This is a genomic window from Vagococcus entomophilus (assembly GCF_003987595.1).
Lineage (GTDB): Bacteria > Bacillota > Bacilli > Lactobacillales > Vagococcaceae > Vagococcus_E > Vagococcus_E entomophilus.
The window spans coordinates 78474-98795 of sequence record NZ_NGJZ01000004.1 but is presented as its reverse complement, the minus strand read 5'-3'; the positions used below and the strand labels follow the sequence as shown (position 1 = coordinate 98795).

At 31.6% G+C, this 20322-nt stretch carries 20 protein-coding genes and 1 pseudogene; 16 read left to right on the top strand and 5 right to left on the bottom strand.

Annotated features, from left to right (window positions below):
* Positions 1–480: 480 nt before the first annotated feature.
* Positions 481–1308 (top strand): helix-turn-helix domain-containing protein, encoded by an 828-nt coding sequence (locus CBF30_RS10890; protein WP_126826679.1) that lies wholly within the window; start codon positions 481–483, stop codon positions 1306–1308.
* Positions 1309–1349: 41 nt separating this feature from the next.
* On the opposite strand, the pseudogene CBF30_RS10885 reads toward CBF30_RS10890, so the two are convergent.
* A pseudogene (locus tag CBF30_RS10885) lies at positions 1350–1556 on the bottom strand (helix-turn-helix domain-containing protein); the annotation flags it as partial.
* 107 nt (positions 1557–1663) lie between these two features.
* On the opposite strand from CBF30_RS10885, the gene CBF30_RS10880 reads away from it, so the two are divergent.
* The 5 genes from CBF30_RS10880 to CBF30_RS10865 all read left to right on the top strand — a co-directional run bounded on the left by CBF30_RS10880 (position 1664) and on the right by CBF30_RS10865 (position 6600).
* On the top strand, positions 1664–1960 hold the full coding sequence (locus CBF30_RS10880) for a hypothetical protein (protein WP_126826674.1): 297 nt from the start codon (positions 1664–1666) through the stop codon (positions 1958–1960).
* A 923-nt stretch (positions 1961–2883) separates the two neighbouring features.
* Positions 2884–3636, top strand: coding sequence for a hypothetical protein (locus CBF30_RS12025; protein WP_245975075.1), 753 nt, complete (start codon positions 2884–2886; stop codon positions 3634–3636).
* 53 nt (positions 3637–3689) lie between these two features.
* A complete protein-coding gene (locus tag CBF30_RS12020; protein ID WP_245975074.1) occupies positions 3690–4409 on the top strand; it encodes an LA2681 family HEPN domain-containing protein in 720 nt (239 codons plus the stop codon).
* 108 nt (positions 4410–4517) lie between these two features.
* Positions 4518–5909: a hypothetical protein gene (locus tag CBF30_RS10870; RefSeq protein WP_126826671.1), complete on the top strand. Its 1392-nt coding sequence runs from the start codon at positions 4518–4520 to the stop codon at positions 5907–5909.
* Positions 5902–6600, top strand: a complete 699-nt coding sequence (locus tag CBF30_RS10865; RefSeq protein ID WP_126826668.1) for a hypothetical protein — start codon at positions 5902–5904, stop codon at positions 6598–6600. The genes CBF30_RS10870 and CBF30_RS10865 overlap by 8 nt, the downstream gene beginning before the upstream one ends.
* 197 nt (positions 6601–6797) lie before the next feature.
* Here CBF30_RS10865 and CBF30_RS10860 read toward each other — a convergent pair whose 3' ends face one another.
* The 3 genes from CBF30_RS10860 to CBF30_RS10850 all read right to left on the bottom strand — a co-directional run bounded on the left by CBF30_RS10860 (position 6798) and on the right by CBF30_RS10850 (position 8424).
* The gene (locus CBF30_RS10860) at positions 6798–6980 is read right to left on the bottom strand and encodes a hypothetical protein (RefSeq protein ID WP_245975073.1); all 183 of its coding nucleotides are present in this window, start codon (positions 6978–6980) and stop codon (positions 6798–6800) included.
* A 149-nt stretch (positions 6981–7129) separates the two neighbouring features.
* On the bottom strand, positions 7130–7627 hold the full coding sequence (locus tag CBF30_RS12015) for a rolling circle replication-associated protein (RefSeq protein ID WP_245975072.1): 498 nt from the start codon (positions 7625–7627) through the stop codon (positions 7130–7132).
* 446 nt (positions 7628–8073) lie between these two features.
* Positions 8074–8424 (bottom strand): hypothetical protein, encoded by a 351-nt coding sequence (locus CBF30_RS10850; RefSeq protein WP_126826665.1) that lies wholly within the window; start codon positions 8422–8424, stop codon positions 8074–8076.
* Between the two features lie 180 nt (positions 8425–8604).
* Here CBF30_RS10850 and CBF30_RS10845 point away from each other — a divergent pair, with 180 nt between their 5' ends.
* The 4 genes from CBF30_RS10845 to dcm all read left to right on the top strand — a co-directional run bounded on the left by CBF30_RS10845 (position 8605) and on the right by dcm (position 14909).
* A complete protein-coding gene (locus CBF30_RS10845; protein WP_126826662.1) occupies positions 8605–9471 on the top strand; it encodes a helix-turn-helix domain-containing protein in 867 nt (288 codons plus the stop codon).
* A gap of 277 nt (positions 9472–9748) precedes the next feature.
* On the top strand, positions 9749–11011 hold the full coding sequence (locus CBF30_RS10840; protein ID WP_126826659.1) for a ParB/RepB/Spo0J family partition protein: 1263 nt from the start codon (positions 9749–9751) through the stop codon (positions 11009–11011).
* Complete coding sequence (locus tag CBF30_RS10835) at positions 11008–13653, top strand: SNF2-related protein (protein WP_126826656.1); 2646 nt, start codon at positions 11008–11010, stop codon at positions 13651–13653. The genes CBF30_RS10840 and CBF30_RS10835 overlap by 4 nt, the downstream gene beginning before the upstream one ends.
* Positions 13650–14909, top strand: a complete 1260-nt coding sequence (gene dcm, locus CBF30_RS10830) for a DNA (cytosine-5-)-methyltransferase (RefSeq protein WP_126826653.1) — start codon at positions 13650–13652, stop codon at positions 14907–14909. Before CBF30_RS10835 ends, dcm begins: the two co-directional genes overlap by 4 nt.
* 811 nt (positions 14910–15720) lie before the next feature.
* Here dcm and CBF30_RS10820 read toward each other — a convergent pair.
* Positions 15721–16014 carry a site-specific integrase gene (locus CBF30_RS10820; protein ID WP_148112264.1) on the bottom strand — a complete coding sequence of 98 codons (294 nt, stop codon included), beginning with the start codon at positions 16012–16014 and terminating at the stop codon, positions 15721–15723.
* Positions 16015–16097: 83 nt separating this feature from the next.
* Here CBF30_RS10820 and CBF30_RS10815 point away from each other — a divergent pair, with 83 nt between their 5' ends.
* From CBF30_RS10815 to CBF30_RS10795, 6 genes are all read left to right on the top strand, one after another.
* Positions 16098–16850 carry a sensor histidine kinase gene (locus CBF30_RS10815; RefSeq protein WP_126826646.1) on the top strand — a complete coding sequence of 251 codons (753 nt, stop codon included), beginning with the start codon at positions 16098–16100 and terminating at the stop codon, positions 16848–16850.
* Positions 16851–17099: 249 nt separating this feature from the next.
* Complete coding sequence (gene pglZ, locus CBF30_RS10810) at positions 17100–17906, top strand: BREX-3 system phosphatase PglZ (protein WP_126826642.1); 807 nt, start codon at positions 17100–17102, stop codon at positions 17904–17906.
* 12 nt (positions 17907–17918) lie between these two features.
* Positions 17919–18068 carry a hypothetical protein gene (locus CBF30_RS11860; protein ID WP_170169012.1) on the top strand — a complete coding sequence of 50 codons (150 nt, stop codon included), beginning with the start codon at positions 17919–17921 and terminating at the stop codon, positions 18066–18068.
* A gap of 15 nt (positions 18069–18083) precedes the next feature.
* Positions 18084–18386, top strand: coding sequence for a hypothetical protein (locus tag CBF30_RS10805; protein WP_126826639.1), 303 nt, complete (start codon positions 18084–18086; stop codon positions 18384–18386).
* A gap of 342 nt (positions 18387–18728) precedes the next feature.
* Positions 18729–19889 (top strand): hypothetical protein, encoded by a 1161-nt coding sequence (locus tag CBF30_RS10800; RefSeq protein WP_126826636.1) that lies wholly within the window; start codon positions 18729–18731, stop codon positions 19887–19889.
* Positions 19876–20061, top strand: a complete 186-nt coding sequence (locus CBF30_RS10795; RefSeq protein ID WP_126826632.1) for a hypothetical protein — start codon at positions 19876–19878, stop codon at positions 20059–20061. Before CBF30_RS10800 ends, CBF30_RS10795 begins: the two co-directional genes overlap by 14 nt.
* Positions 20062–20322: the final 261 nt, after the last annotated feature.

Sequence of the window (20322 nt, the reverse complement as noted above, 5' to 3'; positions counted from 1 at the left end):
ACATAGGTTGCAGTAGCAGAAAGTCTATAACTAACAAATTGTCCATTAGCACGGCCCCATGCAGAAACTGATAATCCCTCAAAAGAAACTAATGCCATTCCTGGAGCTTCCAGTTCTTCTTTAGCAATAACAGGAAATTCACTCGAGATTTTTACACTAACTTTTTCAAAGCGTAATTTTGGTAAGACACATTCATATGTCCAACCTAGTACTTCACCGTCTTTTTTTCATTTTGTTACTTGTACTACTTGATACTCTTTTTCTAATTTGTTCTCAGGTAAAACTAAATCACTAATTTTTACTGCCATTTTTACATTCCTTCTTTCTTTTTAGTACATATTTTAGTATAAAAATAGTGTAAAACAAGAATAGATGGCTTGTTAATATGTTTTAGTACGAAAAATAGTACAAATGTGTTTTACTCTAAATATAGAATCTGTTATGGTAGATTTAGCATATTAGTTGAAAAGAACAATGATTATGAAGCCTAATAAAAAGAAGGTTGCAAATAGAATACGAGAAATTAGGACAAATTTAGGTTATAGTATGGAGGAGTTTGGGAAATTAATAGGTAATTCTCCAAGAAGCTCTGTTAATAATTGGGAAAAAGGGGTTAGTATTCCCAAACGAGATAAGTTAGAAAAGATAGCTTTGTTAGGTAAAATGATGCCAGATCAGATTTTGTATGGGAGAGCTGATGAATATTTATATGATTTGATTGAGCAGAATTTTGACGTGAAACTTAGTGATAGTATACTTTTTTCTATTTTTGAAGCTATTCCACCAGCAAAACGTACATATGACGATATGATGTGGTTAGCGGTAGCTAAGTATGTTCTAAACAATGGAACGTATGGAAAAAGAGTAGGACATTTAGTCTATACTTCAATGTTGGGAATGCCTAATTTATATGCTGGACGATATAAAGACGAATTTATTGAACAAAGTGAAAACCACAATCAATTAGAAATAATGTATTATATTTATGCAGAAGTTGAGAAAAACAGATTGCATGTTATTCCTTTTTCAGTAAATGAGAAGAATAGTAATTTATTTTTTGGATTTCCAATGTATATTGAAAACGAAGGTGAGCATCAAGTGTTTACAAAAAATTTTGGTGAACTAGGATTGACTTTGGAAGGTTCCTCTATCATTTATTATGGAATAGATAAGGACAAAAAAATGAAAGACATTCGATTATTTCAGTATAACAAAAAAGAAAATAATTATATGATTAGTGAAGCGAATGATTCTATTTACTTAGAAATGTTCATAGAGGAGCTTGAAAAGGAAATTGTAAGGATATAGAAGTTGGATTGTAAATATAAAATACTTACAGATAAGTTATCATAGGGTGTTTTAGTATTTGTTAAATTTACCAGATAGTCAATGCTAGTGGAATAATATTGTGCAAGCTTGATTAAAGACTGAATCGGTATATCTAACTCTCCTTGTTTATAACGAGAATAAGTTGCTTGGCTGACATTTAAAAGTCTAGCAAGTTGTTCTTGCGTTAGATCATTATCTTCACGTAAGTTACGAATGCGTTGAAACATAGTATCATCTCACCATTATTTTAGGTTATGAGTTTTTTGCATATTGACTTTTTATGCAATATTCGCATGAGTTGTCTTATGCAATAAACGCATAGAACGAAGAGCGAATGAATAGAAAGTTAAAATCAGTAACACTAGAGTATGAGTTGTTAAAGCTGGATTCGTGGTATAAAGCGTTGGAAGTTGTAGATAAATTTTTTGATTCTGCACTTTATGATGAGAGTAACAAAGAATTAAAATGTGAAGAAATGGTTAAGAATTATTATGCGATAGAAAAAATCTTCACTCTATTTCATAAAGATTACGGTGCAATATTAGAAGTAATTTATAACTTTAAAGTAAAAGAAAGTTCTTTTGAAAAAAATATAGTAAACTTGAACGGAGATAATGAAGATGGGAAATAAGGAAGCTAGCTACTTAACGAATAATAATCAACCAGTAAAAAAATTAGCTATCAAAGTGTTTATCGGTTGCAAGAAACGATAGAACAACTAAATTCATGGGAGAAACCGTTGAATAGTATTCATGAATTTTTTTAAAATGAAGAACCATTAAACAAGAAGAAGATTGTAAGAGAATTCCATGCGAACTCAATCTTGTTTATTACTTTTTACCAACAATTTTCTAGTTTGATGTTTAATGTAGAAAATCAGCTTGAAGAGTTAGCTGGAGCAGAAAAAGTTAGAATGAAACAATTGAAATAAGTACTATATCGCCACGAAGCGATAATAATTTATCCTTCCCGACTCTACAGCAAATAGAGTCGGTATTTTTGTAGTATTAAAATTATAAATATGATTTTACGTTTGCTTTCTTTTGAGCTATACTATAACTATTATTCATTTTGTCAAATTGTAAATATTTTTTATTGTTTTTCGATAAAGGGAACTGAAGTTAATATGAACCATATTTTTAATTTATCTAAGAGTGTTAAAATTTTAAAGGTAAATAAGAATATTTCTAATAGCAAGATTCAAAGTTTTTTTAACCAAACTTGTAGTGATAAAAAAGTTACTATAAAAAAGTTGCTAGCTATCAATAAATTTGGAAAACCACAATTAATTATAGTATTGATTGTGATTTTGCGAATTAAAAGAAGCAAAGTTTCTACTTTTTTTTGACTACATTCATTAGAAAGGATATTGAAAACATAAAGAACGATAAAAATAAACTGTTGAAGAAGCGTCGACAGGATTGTGAACAATGAGTGTCACTATATAGATGTGATTGACGAAATTATTCAATTAAAGGATATTGAGTAACTTTACTGTGTTCAAGGGAGGAATTAAAAATCGAAAAATGGTGGGAAGATCAAAAGCTAGAAGATATGCAACTTAGATGTGACCAAGCTCTGGATTCTGGCGACACAATCACATCTTTAAAATTAAGCGGTATATGTTTTGATTTAGGACATAAAGAAGAGCTAGAAACGATGATGAAAGCTAGTTATTTGTATTGCTCTGCTACCAGCTTAATGGGGATTTTATCAAAAGAGGGAAATACGGATGCTGTAGAACAGACTTATGAACGGTGCCTTTATTTGTTTCAAGTGATAAAGGACTTGTGTTTGTTGGGATATGATGAGGTGTCGATGTTAAGTACGGAAGCATATGAAATTTCAAAAGCTTATATAGATGGACTTTTTCTACAGGTAACTGTTAATTATGGAAACATTCTTTCCCAATGTGGTAGATATGTAAAATCGATTAATAATTTGAATGAGGTTTTAGAATTGAATTTTCCAATGGCTCTTGGGAACTTAGCTTTAAAAATAGTAGATTATGCCTATTTTGATGCTAGTCATAGAAAAATTATGTTTTATTACGCATTCTATTTATTAGAAAGTATTCTAGATGAAAAAGTAACATTTCCTGAAAAAGATATGGCTCAAGTAATTTTTAATAAATATTTAGATGGGATTAAGAGTAGTATTAGTTTGGAATACTTAAAAACGGAGTTTTCTTTAACTGGTTTTTTAGAACCTATAGAAAATATGTCTAAGGAGGAGGAGGCTTACAGAAAATGGGTTGGGGCACATGGTTTGTCTCTCAATCAAGTAAATGATATTTTTTTGAAATAGAAGTTGGTTATGATCCGTTACATTTACCAGAAATAGTAGAAGATATAGAAAATGTGTGGTTTCCAAGATATCATGGTATTTTTAATCAAATTAAGCAAGAGTATGTATCTGCAAGATTTTGGATTTATGAAGGATTGACTGATAGATCAACACATTATTCTGATAAGGATGTATATTTAATAAATACGTTTGATTATCCAATGTATGGGATAGGAATTGAAAAAGTAAAGGCAGCTTATCGAAGTATATATTCAATATTTGATAAAATCGCTTATTTTCTAAATAAATATTTAAAACTGAAAATACCAGATGGAAGAATTAGTTTTGTGAATTTATGGTACAAAGATGTTAGGAATAAAGAAAGAAGAAAAGAAATCCAATCTATTCAAAGAGAAAATTATGCTTTTAATGGATTGTGGTGGATATACAAAGATTTGAAAAATAAGACAAAGTATGGTGATAAACATATTGATCCTATCTTAAAAAGAATGTCTGATGTGAGAAATGCCATGGAGCATAGATATCTAAAAATTTTAGATTATTATGAGTTTGCTCAAAATGAGGAAGATATTAAAATTGATGAGTTTGCATATAATATTAGTTTTCATGATTTTGAAAAAATGACGCTTGAGTTATTGATACTTACAAGAGAAGCAATAATTCAAGTGACTATGATTATAAAGATTGAAGAAAGTAAAAAAGAATCCACTAGAGAACCAAATCAAATAGTTGAAAACATGTCTCTATTAAAATTTGATGATGAATGGAAATGAGTAAAGTTAGATAGGTAGAGTAATTATTATTTAAAATATTGCTAATAATATTGGAACTTGAAAACTATTGAAGAAAAAGGTTATATAAATAGAATAGGAGGGGATTGAATGTCGAAAGTAAAGTCAGTTCTTACACACTATGGATTTAAAGATTTAAATAGAGAAAAGAATATAAAAAGAATCACTGATTTGAATGAAGACCAATTATTCGATATGATTCAAGACTTGTCAGGTGTTTTAATTGATGATAAATCTAACAAAGAAAGTTTTTTTGAATTTGAAACAGGCAGAACGATATCTGGTGGACCAATTCCTTGTGCCAGCTTTGAATGTAGAAAAGAACAATTAAAAAAAACTTTGGATTTTGCAGTATTATATGCGGATAAGACTGCTTTGAAATCACCTATAGACCAACACATTAATACTTTAATGGAAAAAAACTTTATAAATATGGATGAATTGTTATTTGATATCGAAAGTTTAATTATCATGGAACCGTTAATAGACAAGAACATAGTCTCATTTTATTCAGAATATATTTGTTTATGTGCAGATTGTTATCAACAAAACAAAGTAAAGGAAGATACAGTTCGAGAATTAATTTTAAATAATCAGTTGAAAATAGACAAACTTATTGAAACAGGAATTAAATTTGAGTTAGCGTATCAAGAGGATCATTTTTATGTCAGAGTTTGTGAAAACTTGAAATATGGATTTGAACATGAGATGCATTTGATTATAGTAGATAGTACTTTTTTGAATAATATTTTTGGAAGGATAGAGTTACGAAATATAAAAAGTGGAAAACAACATTGTTTGACGTCAAAACAAAGGAAGTTTATATTTGACTATTGCATAGTACCTACTTATGTAACACCTATTTTAAATGACATTTTTTACAGCAAAATCTTCTTTGAGGATACTTCTAAAACGTATTTATCGAATAGAAGTATTGATGGGGAAATTATTAATATGTTATCTAATTCGGTAAGAAAAATAGAAAATGTTTCTGACTCACAAATTTTAGAGAAAGTGGATTATGCGTTTCCCTATATAGAAGATACTGACTATAAAAAGCTAATTAGTTTGAGAGATAGCGACTTATCTTCTTTTAAAGTTTTTAGGGATGAATTTTCAAAGGACATAAAAAAATTTGATATGACAAAGGAAAGTTATGAAGATTTTCAAAGAGATGTTATTCAGCCAAAAATTAATAAGATAAATAGTAGTGTAGAAAAAAATAAAAAGTATATTAACAAGCATAGGTGGAAAAATATAGGAAGTAATATTGGATTCCCATTAATTACTTTTTCTGTTGGCAAATATTATGGATTAGATACTTTAACTAATATAGGATTATCAGGAGCAATACCAATAAGTAATCATATTGGCAAGTTTTTGGAAAAATCAAAAGGTTATGATGTAAAAAGCGAAGATTATTATTTTTTGTGGAGAATACAGAAAAAATTTAAACTTACTGGAGGAAATTTAAATGGTTGAGAATAAGGGTGATAAAAAATATACAGAAAATGAATTGAGAGAAATAGAATCAGAACTAGGAGAGTTTTTTTTCAAACAGTTTTTGAGTCATCTCGTTTACAGTGGTAAAATAGACAATGAGAAAATTGATGATTTAAATTATGTGGACAAAATTGTTGAAGAACAGTTAAATGAAGGATTACAGGGACTATTTAATGTTTCAATAACTTTTGAAGAAGATTTTGAAAAAGCAATCAAATCTGAAAAAGAAAAGTCTAGAAACCAAACGGCAATAATTTTATGTGGAACTTTAATTGAACATAAATTCAATTCATTTTATACAGAAATATTGAGTCAATGCCATGATTTTGAAGAGGATTATATTTTTCAAGTTTTAAATTCAACTAACATTAAAGGGAAAATGACATGGTTATTTCTTTTGAGTACAGGAAATGAATTTGATGATAACTTGCGTGTTAAAATAGAGAAGATAAATTTGTTAAGAAATAAGTTTGTTCATTATAAACCTATATTTGAAGATATAGATGAAATGAAAAAGGCAGATAGATTAAAGAATCAAGTTAATGAAATAGCTTCTGATTTAGAAGAAATACCCAAAGAACTTAGTGAATTTTTACAAATTATTGAAAAGAAACTTATACCTGAAAAAGAACAAGCAGAGAAGTTAATTAATAATTTTTATTCTAAGTAGTTTTTGATAAATATATTTAAGTGGATAGTAAAGCCGTAAACGGTAAGTCACATTTTCTGTTTTGCTAATCGCCATAGTATTTCCCTCCGAATTTGCGAGCCGAAATCAAATACTATACATGGAGCATAACGATGTCGGAATTATTTTGCTAGGATTGCAAGCCATTAATCAATGGCGATACAATCAAATCTATTTGATCAGTGGATTTGAATGAAGGGTAAGCCCTCTTTAATCCAGCCATCTAACGTATTATTAGAAACCTGTAAATAGTGACAAGTTTGCTTCTTATTCATATAGCGATGTTGCAGGTTTTCCTGTGTCTTAATCTTTTTGATTTCAGTTGTGATTAAATCAAATAGTTGAGTAGAAATGATGCCCATCTAATCATCACTGAGTAAAATTTTCATTTCGGTCATATTCTCACTCCCTTTGAATTTTGCGTACGGAATAATGAATTATTTTTTTATCTTGGTATAGCGAACAATGCTTTCTTGAAAATCCATCACTTGTTCAGGATTTCCACCTTCATTTATCGCACTGTAAAATACTGGACGTCTTGATTTGTGATGTCAAAAGGTTGATCCACGAGTTGCTTTGTGACGCTGGGTACTTTGAGGTTGCGCGACTTGAAGAACGCTTTTTTCTTATGCTCTTTCATATCCAAGTCCTTATCGAAGTACTTGCTGATATAGCGTCCGCGATTTTCGATACTATCCACATCAATCTTGTTGATTTTGACAAATCCATGTCCCCAGATGGTAGTAAGGCGATTGACGGAGATAAAAGAAAAATCAAATAAAATTATGTGATAATGGATGGCACCTCGTTCTTGTTTTTCCCACGTGGTAAGGTATTTTAGTTTAGATTTTTTTGTGAGATAGAGCTCGTAGTTTAGTTGTTTGATAAATTTATTAAATTCATTATTCGCATAGGCAATGTCTTGAATGTTTTCTCTGAAAGTGAGGGTTAAAAATTTTGTCTGATTGTTAAAGTTCATATCTATGAGTCGGGCGATTTCATAGCGCATATTTTGATAGTGTTTTTGTTTTCGCTTTAAGCTGTCATATTGCCCTTGAGCAGATAGGTCATCATAGTGTTTTCTTTTCTCGGTAGTTGGATTCTCTTCTTCATAAAGCCAAGCTAATTCTTTCTTTCGCTTTGGATTGGTTTCAATATTTTCTTTTTTTGTTTGGGAGTAATGATTGATTCATAATCATTAATTTCAAGGTACGTGGTAGTCTCAATGATTTTTTGATTATAAGCTTTCAAAAATCATCACTCCTTGGTGAGTATTCAGTTGTCAAAGAACCATCATTTTTCTCTAGATGTTGTTCTATAAATCAAGTTAAGTGGAAGTCCTGCAAAGCAGTCCTTCCAGCCTATGTGTTTATTGGGTGGTCTTAACGGACAGAAGCGGCTCTATGGCGCTGCCCCGCCGTTTCGTCCAAAGCACCCAACAAACCCATAGGAAAATTAGTTTTGCGTAGTGGAACCTTGTTTTTTCGGAACCAAAGTTGCCATATCTGCTGTGGCCGATAAACCATAACTGACGAATTGACCGTTAGAGCGACCCCAAGGTGCAATTACTAAATTGGTAAATGTAACCATGGCTAAACTTTGTTGGGTAAGTTCTTCCGGAGTAATTATAGGATTTTCAGATTTGACTTTGACACTGATTTTCTCATAGCGCAGTTTTGGTAGGATACATTCATAACTCCAACCTAGAATTTCTCCATCTTTTTGCCAACGAGTAACATTGACAACTTGGTATTCTTTTTCGAGTTTTTCTTTTGGTAAGGTGAGATCATTGATTTTAATTGGCATAATAGCCCTCCTTTTGATATACGATAATTTATACGATTGGTTTAAAAAAATATAGACGGCCATCTATGATTTGTATTTTATACGTTTGTTTATACGAAGTCAAGAGATTCAGCAAAAAATATATACGAAATTTTATACGAGTGGTATAATGAGTAAAAATGGACAAGGAGGAAGTAATCTATGTTTGGTTTATTGCAACCGGATAAAGTGAAGGTAGGACAACGAATCAAAGAAATCAAAGAAAGTATGAATCTTTCCTTTACAGAGTTGGGCAATCGCTTGGGAATAAAGAAACCAACAATCAGCTCGTATGTTCAAGGCTATGCGTTAGCCCCTGAAAGTGTCATTAACCAATTATCTAGTATTAGTGGGAAACCGGTAGGCTGGTTTTACTTTGGTGATATTGAAGAATATATTGCGGACTACTTGCAGTTAAAAGGGCAGAACAGGATTGTGCAAGAACATCCAGAAGTTGTGAAAGCAATCAAAGAAGAGTTTTACACTGGGGAGTTTAAAAATCCGGCATGGGAAAATGAAGTTGGTTATCCATGTGAGGAGTTTATGGATGATTATTTTTATGAACTGCAACAAGAAGTCATTAAAGAAGAACTTCAAAAAATGGTACGTGATCAGATAAAAAATTTACCGATTGCCGATGAATTATCTAAACAGAAGAAAGATGAGGCAGTTACCGTTATTACAAGCGGTATCTTAGAATATATGGATGTGGCGGGAGAATTCAATTATGAAGATAAGAAGACGATGAAGCATCTCGTGAAAACAGAAGTCGCGAGTTTTGATTTTTTCACAGATCAAGTCTTTGAAGAACGATACGTAATTGGTAAATTGATCAATATTCTTTCAGATGACGAAGAAACCAGTGAGTTGATTAATCAATTATCTCAAGAGCTAACTGCCAAAACGTTCACAACACGAGTTGAAGGGGAAGGGCTGATTAAAGCCATCCAGACAGTGCGTCCAGCATTGATTAAGTTGTATGAAAAAGTTAGTTCAGACGATCTGGAGGACTGGTTTGAGAGCAGGTAATGAAATTTCTGTGTTGAAAGTAGTTTTACTAAAAAATGTCTCGAATATTGACTTTGTACCAGCCTTATATTATATTGCTGCATTGTTTTTATAGTAGGTCTAAATGTAATCCTTTGGAGTAACAAATTAATTTATAAAAAATTGAGATTACAGTACAAATATTAAGAGGTGATAAGTTTTCTGATATTTTTGCTATAGAAAAAGGTATAATCAAGTGAATGAATATTTTTCTATAAGACTATTACTAGAATGAAAAGTGGAAGGGAATTTTAGGTATATGAATTTATTAGAGCTAGTAGCAGCAAATCAGCTGAATCCCACAAATGAGAATAAAAAATTATCAGTTCCTGGTCAGATTAGAGATACATATGCTGTTTATGCGATACCATTGAAATATCTTTATTATAATGATCAAAATGGCCGTATCAATACTGCATATAAGAAATATAAGGCTGAATTCGGGATGCTAGAACCTGAAGCTGGTGATACTAAATATAACGAGGTCTTTGAAAAGTTTATATTTGATTCAAACCAACAAGCACTGAAAGACACCGTACAATCAATTAAGGATAAATCTCAACAAGAGCCAGGTGTTGTTCTGCCTGATGGACGTGTAATAGATGGGAATAGACGTTTTACAGCGTTAAGGATGCTTCAAAGAGAAGATAATATTGAAAAAACTTTTAGTGCTGTGGTCCTGCCTCTTGATGCTAAAGTAGACGAAAAAAAAATTAAAGAGTTAGAACTGGATTTACAGCTGGGGCGAGAAGAGAGAGTTAATTATGATCCTATTGATCGGATTTTTGACGTATACAATACAATTATAGTAGAAAAACTCATGACTGTTGAAGAATATAAAAAAGCATCTGGAGCAGGAAATACGAGGGGAATTAATCGCGACATAAGACTTGCAGAATTAATTCTTAAGTTTCTCAATATTGTTTCACCAAGTAAAGATTCGGAAGAAAAACAAGTTGATAAATTCTATTTGGCCAGAGATTTAAAATTAGATGGGCCGATAGAAGAAATCGAAAGTACGATTACTAAACTGAACTCAGGAAACAAGGAGGTTGTTACCGATGCTGTACTGGTTCATCTAGCAGTTCTGAAATCAGATGAAGAACAAAAGGATACAACCCGGGTAATGCGGGATATAAAAAAGAATATCCTTAAAGACTCTGAACGTTTAGAACATTATGTGGACGCTGTTGACTCAAAAGTCGATATTATTGTGGATGCTTTTGAGGAGAAGCCTATTAACTCTGCAAATGATATTAAAATTGTTTTTTCAAATGATGAAGAGTTGCAAAAATCAGCAGATACACTAAACCGTTCTGCAGAACGGCTGATTTATAAAGGAGAGAATGACTCAAAACGAATGAAAGCTCTTGCAAAGCTTGAAAATATTTTTGAAACTCTCGAAGATATGAGACCCGAAGATTTTGATGAATTGACTGTAGATGAGCGACTTGAAGCAAAAGGTGTTATCCAAGACATTAAGGATGTAGTATTTAAACTAAATAAGGAATTGATTAAATGAAATTTTCAGAGAAAATTAAACAAACAATTCAACCACAATATATATCTGATTTAGTGGAATTATTTTATCAACCATTATTATCGGAGGCTAATCTCTACCAAAGAGTTTCAGGCTATTTTAGTTCTGCTGGATTGGATTTGTACGCCGAAGGGCTTGAAGAATTAGCGAAAAATGGTGGGAAAGTTGAATTTATCATATCTAAAGAAATCAGTGCTGATGATTATCATAGGATTCAAGACGGGTATAATTTGTTAAATGAAATTAAACCTTTGAAACTAGCGGAGCGTAATGATAAATTGAATACTAAAATGCAGCAACAACTAGGAAACCTAGCTTTCATGATTGCATCAGGCCGTGCGCGGGTAAAGGTAGCATTGACAGATAAAGGTATTTTCCATGATAAATTTGGATTGATTCATTCAGGTGAAGAATGCGTATTATTTAGTGGATCAGCAAATGAAACCTTAAGTGGAATCAGTAGAAACTATGAAAGCATAAGTGTAGATGTTTCGTGGGATAAAAGCATAAATGTGATATCTCGATTGAACTCCTACAGAGAACGCTTTACTCGTTTATGGAATGACTGTGAGCCTGGGGTTAAAGTAATCGAGGCGTCTGATCTTGCTTATGAAGAAATAGCAAAATATCAAACACAATCTAAAATTGAGTATCAAGATATTCAGGATGATGAGCCAACCTTCACAGAAAATTCAATTACTTTTATGATGAAAGAAAATTCTGTTATTCGATATGATACTACTTTGAGCAAATTAACAAGTAATGATCGTAAGTTAAAACGTGGTAGTGATTTGGATCAGTTTTTCGAGGACGATAATCAAACTATTAAATTTACAACAACATATAAGGATATTGAGCGAATTATTTTGGTTACGCAGCAACGGGCTAATCTTAAAAGCATTGAAGTGAACATATCTGATGCAGTCAAAGAATTTATTAGTCGAAATAAGTATTCGATTGAGCAGTATAAAATTTTAGGGAGAGTTTACAAAGATCAGTTAGAAAAATTTCCTGAAGACAAATTGGCTTCATTCGAAGAATTTTCTAGAATTGTTCAAAGCGAAGTACAACGCCCATTATATGATCTTCATCTCCGCGCAGCATATTATGAATATGAAATGGCTCGCGCAGCAAATTTTTCAGTTCCTGGAGCAGGAAAAACTGCAATGTTACTAGGAGTATTTGCTTTTTTGAATCGAATTGGTGCTCCTGAGAATGAAAGAGTTACTAGAATATTGGTCATATCACCGATTAATGCTTTTGACAGTTGGAAACGAGAATTCGAAGCTGTATTCGGTGATAAAAAGAAATTGCGTCCAATCGATTGTCAAAGTTCGAATGATTTTAGATATCAACTTAATACTGATTGGGGTGTTAGTAATTTAGTTTTAGTAAATTATGAATCTTTACCTTCCTATGTGGATCAGTTGAAACAAGTTATTGATGGTAAAACGATGCTTGTATTTGATGAAGTACATCGCATAAAAAATCCCTATGGTAAGCGAGCTGCCAAAGCCTTGGAAATAGCTCAAATTCCTAAATTTAAATATGTACTAACTGGGACGCCAATTCCGAATACTTATCAAGATATATATAACTTTTTGCATATTTTATACGGAAATGAGTATAGTTCATTCTTTGGTTGGGATTCTCAAAGCCTTGTGGATCCAAAATATAGATTGGTTAGAGAAATCAATCGGAAAATACATCCATTTTTTTGGAGAACGAATAAAAATGATTTGTCAGTACCACCAGCAGAAGAAGACCATGTAGAGTTAGTTGCTCCAACTGCAGAACAATTAGACTTGGCAGAAGCCATCTATTTTAATGAATCATCAAGTTTTGCAAAACTCATTCGATTATTACAAGCATCAACTAATCCATCTCTTGTAAATGAATCAATTAATTACAGCGAATTAATGTCCTACGATGATGATGGTGATATAAAAGGAATTTCAGAAAAAGATTTTAATGAGCTGTTGGGTGCTGCTCAGTCTACTAATGACGATATATATTCAAATATCAATTTTGATACTATGGTTTCTTCCAAATTCATTCGTGGAATAGAGCTTGTTTCCGACATTGCTAATCAAGGTAAAAAAGTTCTTGTTTGGGGAATTTTTGTTGATACAATCAAAAAAATAACGAACGAGTTGCGGTCGAGGGGCTATAAGGTTAACTTGGTTTATGGGGGAACAGAAAAATCCGAGAGGGTTAAATTAATTGATGAGTTTCGAGATGGCGATGTTCAAATATTAGTGTCAAATCCACAAACTTTGGGAGAATCCATATCCTTGCATCAAACAGTTCATGATGCAGTTTACTTTGAGTTTGATTTTAATTTGACTTTTATGCTTCAGTCTCGAGATCGTATTCATCGCCTGGGACTTGAACCAGATCAATATACTCGGTATCACTATCTACAGACAACAGCAGAGGATATTTTCAGCAATCGACCGGGTTTTATAGATGAAAAAGTTTATAAGCGATTGAAAGAAAAAGAACGAGTGATGTATGAAGCTATCGATGATAATACGCTATCCATCGAATATAGTGAAAATGAAATTTTAGATGCAATAAAAATCATCGATGAAGAGAGAGAGAGAATTAATAGATCAAAATGAATAATTCAAATATTAGAGTTGCTGAAATGTTTGCGGGCGTTGGAGGTTTTCATCTTGGTTTAAAAAATGCGAGTCCTAATTTTGAAATTATTTGGGCCAATCAGTTTGAACCTTCACGTAAGAATCAATTTGCTTTTAAAATATATCAAGAACGTTTTCCTGAAATTGAACCATCAAATGAAGATTTTAGTAAGATAGATAAGACCTGTATTCCAGATATGGACTTACTGGTAGGAGGTTTTCCTTGTCAGGATTATTCTGTTGCTGCATCAGGAGCAAAAGGAATAGTAGGAAAAAAAGGGGTGCTGTGGTGGGATATCCGTAAAACGATAGAGGTAAAAAAGCCAAAATATATTTTTTTAGAAAATGTTGATAGACTTCTGAGTTCGCCTGGTGTGACTACAGTACAACCTGGACGAGATTTTGGGATAATGCTACGTACATTATCAGATTTGGGATATGGTGTAACCTGGAAAATGATTAATGCTTCAGACTATGGCTTTCCACAAAAAAGACGGCGTACATTTATTTTTGCATTTCGTAAAGATAGTATTTTTATGAAGAATATGAAAAATATAAATTTGGAAAACGAAGATGAAATACGTAACTTTTTAACAAATATGTCTCCTCTATCTAGTACATTAGCAAATAAAGAAATACATGATTTTGAGGAAATTTCTCTTATGAATCAACTTGAATTAAAGGATTTTTCAGATAATTTTAGAATCAAAAGAGGATTTAGAAAAACTGGGTTTATGATTGATGGTCATGTCTATATGGCAAACTATCAACCAGTTATGAGACCCAAATGTACTTTAAGAACAATAATCAAGCCGAATATTGAAGATGATTCATTGTATTTATCAAAGGAGCAAAAAAATAAGTTTGCTGAGCTAAAGGCGGGTTTTCGAAAAATAAAAATATCTAAAACGGGTCATCCTTATAAATATGGAATGGGAGCAATCGCCTATCCTGACAGTTTGGACGAACCAGCAAGGACAATGGTCACGAGTGAGCATACAATTTCTAGAATGAGTCATGTTGTTAGAGATCCAGGAAATAATAAAAAAAGATTAATCTCCCCTGAAGAAGCAGAATTAATTAATATGTTCCCGGAAGGCTGGACAAAAATTGAGGGAATCACTAAAACAAATCGGTATTTTACGATGGGAAATGCGTTAGTTGTAGGACTTGTAACAGAAATTGGTGAAGAGATAGAGAAACTATTTAAGTTGGAATCAGATAATATAGAATAGGATAGCTAAAAGTTTTTAGATAGAGCCTGATTGATAATGAGAAATTGGTCGTTAGAATTGAATCGGCTCGCAGTATTTTATTAAAAATTGACACCATTGCTTTCAAATAATTTGAAAGTCAATAAAATTTTTCGTGTTTTTATCGCTCTAAATCGTTGCTATTAAAGTATTGTGAAGCTGTTTGAAAAAATGGTTGGGCTAACCAGGTCTTAAAAAAGCTCGTAAAGCTTCACAATTCTCAAAACGTTAATTGCTGGAGTCGTTGCGAATTTATTCGCTTACGAATACAGTATGGGACGGAGATTTCTTCAGAAATCGAGTACCAGTCAATTAATAATGTCAAGGCACTTTCCATTTTGTTGGAAGGTGTCTTTTTTTGTTTGGTAACGACTTTTTTCGTACTTCGTAACCAGTTATTCATTTTGATAGGCATTTCTGTATTCTTTTAAGGGTTTAAGCGTGTCTATTTTTGTCTGGTCGTTCGTGTGTCCGTAAACTTCTTGAATCATATTTGAGGTTTCTGCATAATTTACGAGAGATTTTACGATAAAATTGTCCACACCATTATTTAAAAGGTCACCGACAAAAGTATGTGGCAAGCCGTGGGGCGTTATTCTGAGAAGGTCAAATTTCTTTGAAAGAGCATCAAGTTTATTGTTAAGACAGTCTGGATGCAAAGGTTGGTTCAGTTCTCTCTTTTGAGTCGTATAGGTGAAGATAAATTGATCATTAGTTGGGAAAATGTTGACTTATTGCAGTTCACTAAATTGCACTTTTTCCCATTTTGCCAATAGTTCAATGATGGAATCCGCTACTGGGTAGTTCGAAAGCGATAGGAGTTTTTCATTCTTTTTACCCGCTCGTATTTTCCGGTAGCTTTATTTTTTACTAATTTATACGTGAGGGAAATCATCTTATTTTTGAAATCAATATCTGACCAGACCAAGGGATAGATTTCTCCTTTGGCTGCCCCTAATTGATAAATCAAAGAAAGTAACGTATAGTCTCGCACCCCATATTCTTGCTTCATCAAAGTTAACACTTGCTGAATGAGTTCCTTAGAATAATAATTTTGCTGACGCTTTTCTTCCTTTTTGTTCTTCAAGTCTGTATTTACAGGAATCTCCGACAAATCATAAGGATTCTTTTGGATATAACCTTTCACTAGGGTATAGCGTAATACTTGAGTTGAAGGAATATGAGTCGGTTTATAAAGCGTTAGAGCATCTTTCTTTAGCTTTAGGTAACTCTGTTAATGAAAATATGAAACTGCAGCAAGAAAAAGAAGAGCAAATCAGTTTTTTAATACATGATTTGAAAATACCTTTGACTGTAGTGAAAGGCAATACGGAACTTTTAGCTTTAGAAAATCAAGAAAAAAAGAATTTGGAGAGTTACAATGATATCGAGGAATCTATTAAGGAAATAGAAGACTATATACAGTTGATTATTGACTCGAATCTTAATCATAAAGAACAAAAAGATAATAGCGTGCAATCTTTAAATATAGCTGATATTATAGATGAATTTAAGAAGCCAGGAGCATTTTCAATAATTAAAATAGATGTCTGTACGGTGACAATTGCAGAAAAAATAATTTATGTAAATGCATCGGATTTTTACAGAGCACTTGGGAATATTATCATTAATGCACATGAAAGAACACCAAAGCACAAAAAAGTAAAGATAACAATTGAGACCGAAGAAAAGCATTTGCTTATTACGATTGAAGATTTTGGTAATGGGTTTACTGAAGAAAGTTTAGAACGAGGAAAAAAATTATTTTACACTGAGAACAAAGCACGTCACAATAAACATTATGGATTAGGCTTAACGTTTTCAACTCGAATTATTGAATCTTATGGTGGGGTAATTGAAATAACTAACAATCAATTAAATCATGGAAAAGTAATTGTTAAAATTCCTTTATTTGATAAATAAGGTAGAAAAAATTATGCAAAAATATAATTTTGATTTCTGTTATATTAGACATGTTGGGTTAAAAAATATAGTCCACAGAATGCTAAAATTACCTTATTCGTGAAATTTATTTTAAGTATTTCTAAAGATAACTAATCATTATTACAAGTGCAAAGAGATGAGAAAAAATGACTGATTTAGCTATACCTATAAAAAATAGTTTTATTTATCATTCTTAATTATTTTAAAAAAACATAAAACATTGATTTTATGAATCATAGTGACTATAATCAGAAAAAGGTATTAATTGTAATGGATGGAATGTGTTTTACTCAGTGGAATATAATAAACGACTATCTTATAGATAATCAATTTAAAACAGAAGTGACTCCAACTTTAGCATGGATACCTTCGATAACCTCGGTATCAAGACAAGCTATTTTTTCTGGAAAAATACCGCTGAATTTTGGTGACACTATTAGGACAACAAATTATGAAGAAAGACAATGGAAAGAATTTTGGATAGATAAAGGGTTTGACAAGTCTGATATTTTTTATCAAAGGGCTCTAGGAAGTGATAATTATTTGGAAATGGACTTACAACATATACTAAGAAATAAAAAAATTGTTGGTTGTGTGATAGATAGTATACATAGATTTATGCATGCTGCTCAACAAGGTTTATGGTCGGTTCATTCTGAATTAAATTATTGGTTGAATAAAGGATTTTTACTATCATTTTTAAAAGAATTGATTGAGAATGATTTTGAAATATATATAACTTCAGATCATGGAAATATCGAATCTCAAGTTGTTGGAAGGATTAATCAAGGTGTCTTAGCGAATTCAAAGGGAGAAAGAGTCAGAGTATATGATGATAAAAGTATACGAAATAGAACTAGAGAAGACTATTTTGAAGTAAGCGAGAATTGGGATAGCCAGTTTTTACCACAGAATTATTATCCTTTAATTGCGAAAAAAAATTATGCATTTATCACTAAAAATGATAAAATTGTTGGGCATGGTGGGACAAGCATTGAAGAAGTACTTGTACCATTTGTTAAAGTAACAAGGTAAGGAATGAGTAGAGTGAGGAAAACAGTCGGTTTATTTCGCCCATTGAGATTTGACCACTTAGACTTAACAGCAAAGCTTTTAGTTAAGTATTCGATACCTGATACATTTGAAATATTAGATGATGTTTTAGCCAAAGAGTTTAAAGGAAAGAAAGGTCGTTGAAAGATAATAAATAATTTGACTAGAGTATGGTCAGGTGGTAAAAAAGAAGCATCTACTTTTCAAAAAGAAGTATTAGCCAAATATAATGTATCAGATAAAAATGATAAGATTATCTATCAATATTTGATGACTTCTTTAGCGTTTCCATTCTTTAGTGAAACGACAATATTTGTTGGGAGATACTTAAAAATGTCTGATACTTTTAAATCTAGTGTTATTTTATCTGAAATGAGAAATTCATATGGAAGTGCAGAGTCAGTTTATAAGGGAGTCAATGCTGTTTTGAATGGTTTGAAGAGTTGGGAGATATTATCATAAGGAAGTAGTAAGAATCATTATGTTTTTAAGGAGAACTTATTAGAGATTATTAACGAGTTTCAACTAAATCTCTTGGTACTTGTAGTTATACAAAATTACGTTGGTGATTCATTGACTGTTGAACAAATTAACAATCATGCATCTATGTTTCCTTTTAGATATTTAATCCGAAAAGAAGATATAATATCTTCTCAATTTGAAATTAGTGAAGACAGACTTGATACTTATATTTCGCTATTATTATAAGAGTAACAATTTAAAGAATGAATAGAAAACTCTAGAATTAATTGATGAGTTACCAGAGTTTGAAGTGCTAGACTCCTAAAAGGATGTGTATAAATAGTGGATGAGCAGAAAGAAAATTTTGAGATATCTAAAACTATAAAAGACAATATTAAAAATTTTGAATTATTTACTTCATATACTGATAAAAATACTTTAGATATTTTCGAGATAAGTAGTCCTTACGAGTTTTTACTCTCACAGTACATGGAAAAAGGAGGAACCGGAGAGCTAAGTAATATCTTTAGTTTAGACGGAAATAGCCTACTTAGCTTAGCGGGAACTTCTATTAATTTTAAAGAGCTTCTATTCAGTAGTAAAAATGGTTTTGTTTATCAACCAGATTTTGATAGTTTATCGAATGATACTAAAGAAAAAATAAAGTCTGGCATTTTTAAAATTGGAGAATCAAAGAAAATTGAAGGAAATCTGAGAGCAGTAATAGTTGATAGTACTAATTCAAATCAACGTGTGGAAGATCTAACTTTGAAAGAAGTAGTTGTAGATAAAAATATTGCGCGTACTTTAACAGATTTAGCTGTCCAGGCACAACTTAAGCAGATATATGAAATTGTAGTGGATATACAGGAAATACAAGAATATCAGCTTCACTGGGATAGAAACAATAGTATTTTAGCACCATTTTTTACTGCTCGTACAAAGATACTAGAGTTTAAAAAGAGTGATGACTTAAATCGGAAAATTCAATTATTAGAAGCTGCTTCTGATAGCATGGAACAAGCAGTAAGTGCCATTAAAGCAGACCTTATCTCAAATAAGAATCACATTAAAAAAATACTAAAAAAACCCATGTACAGATACAGTACGTTTGAAAGGCATGCTAATTTTATTTTATCTGATATCAATCTTTTGTTAAAAATAGTTGGCATGCAAACATATATTGATTTAACTCTTGATAATGAGGAAGTCGCAAACAATCGGCTGGAGGCTGTAAAGTATATTTTTGAGCTGTATTCTAGTAGGAATATTGGTGAAACCGGAAATATTATTTCGAATACATTTGAGCGTTTGCCGTTCATAAATAATATAATACCTGATGTTAAAAAGATAGAACTTCCCAGTCTACTAGAAACAATTCATGATAATTATCGATATACTATAGAAAATAAAGATTCATGGCTGAATATCAATGATGAAATGAAAGAGGGAAAACAATTCAGTTTACTAAGTAAGGGAGCCCTAGATCATGAAGAAGAATAGTAATAATGAGAAGGAAAGATGCTGTTTGACTTGTGGTAAGACGATTACATCACCGACAAAAATTAGTATTTGCAAGAATTGTAGAAATCGTGGAAAGCAACTTTCTTTGGCAACTGCAGGGATTTTAGCGACTGGGGTGCTAGGTATAGTTAAAAAGAATTCAAATAAATGACTAGTCTATTTTATGGTGTTAATTGGTGTTAACTTTATCCAATTTAATGGAGTTTTATCATCATATAAGTATTTTTATATTTCGTAAATATTAATATAAAAGGATTAATAGGTATTTAATATTTCTTGTTTTGAAGTAGAGAATTTTCAAAACATTAATTGCTGGAGTCGTTGCGAATTTATTCGCTTACAAATATAGTATGGGACGGAGATTTCTTCAGAAATTGAGTACCAGTCAATTAATAATATCAAGGCACTTTCC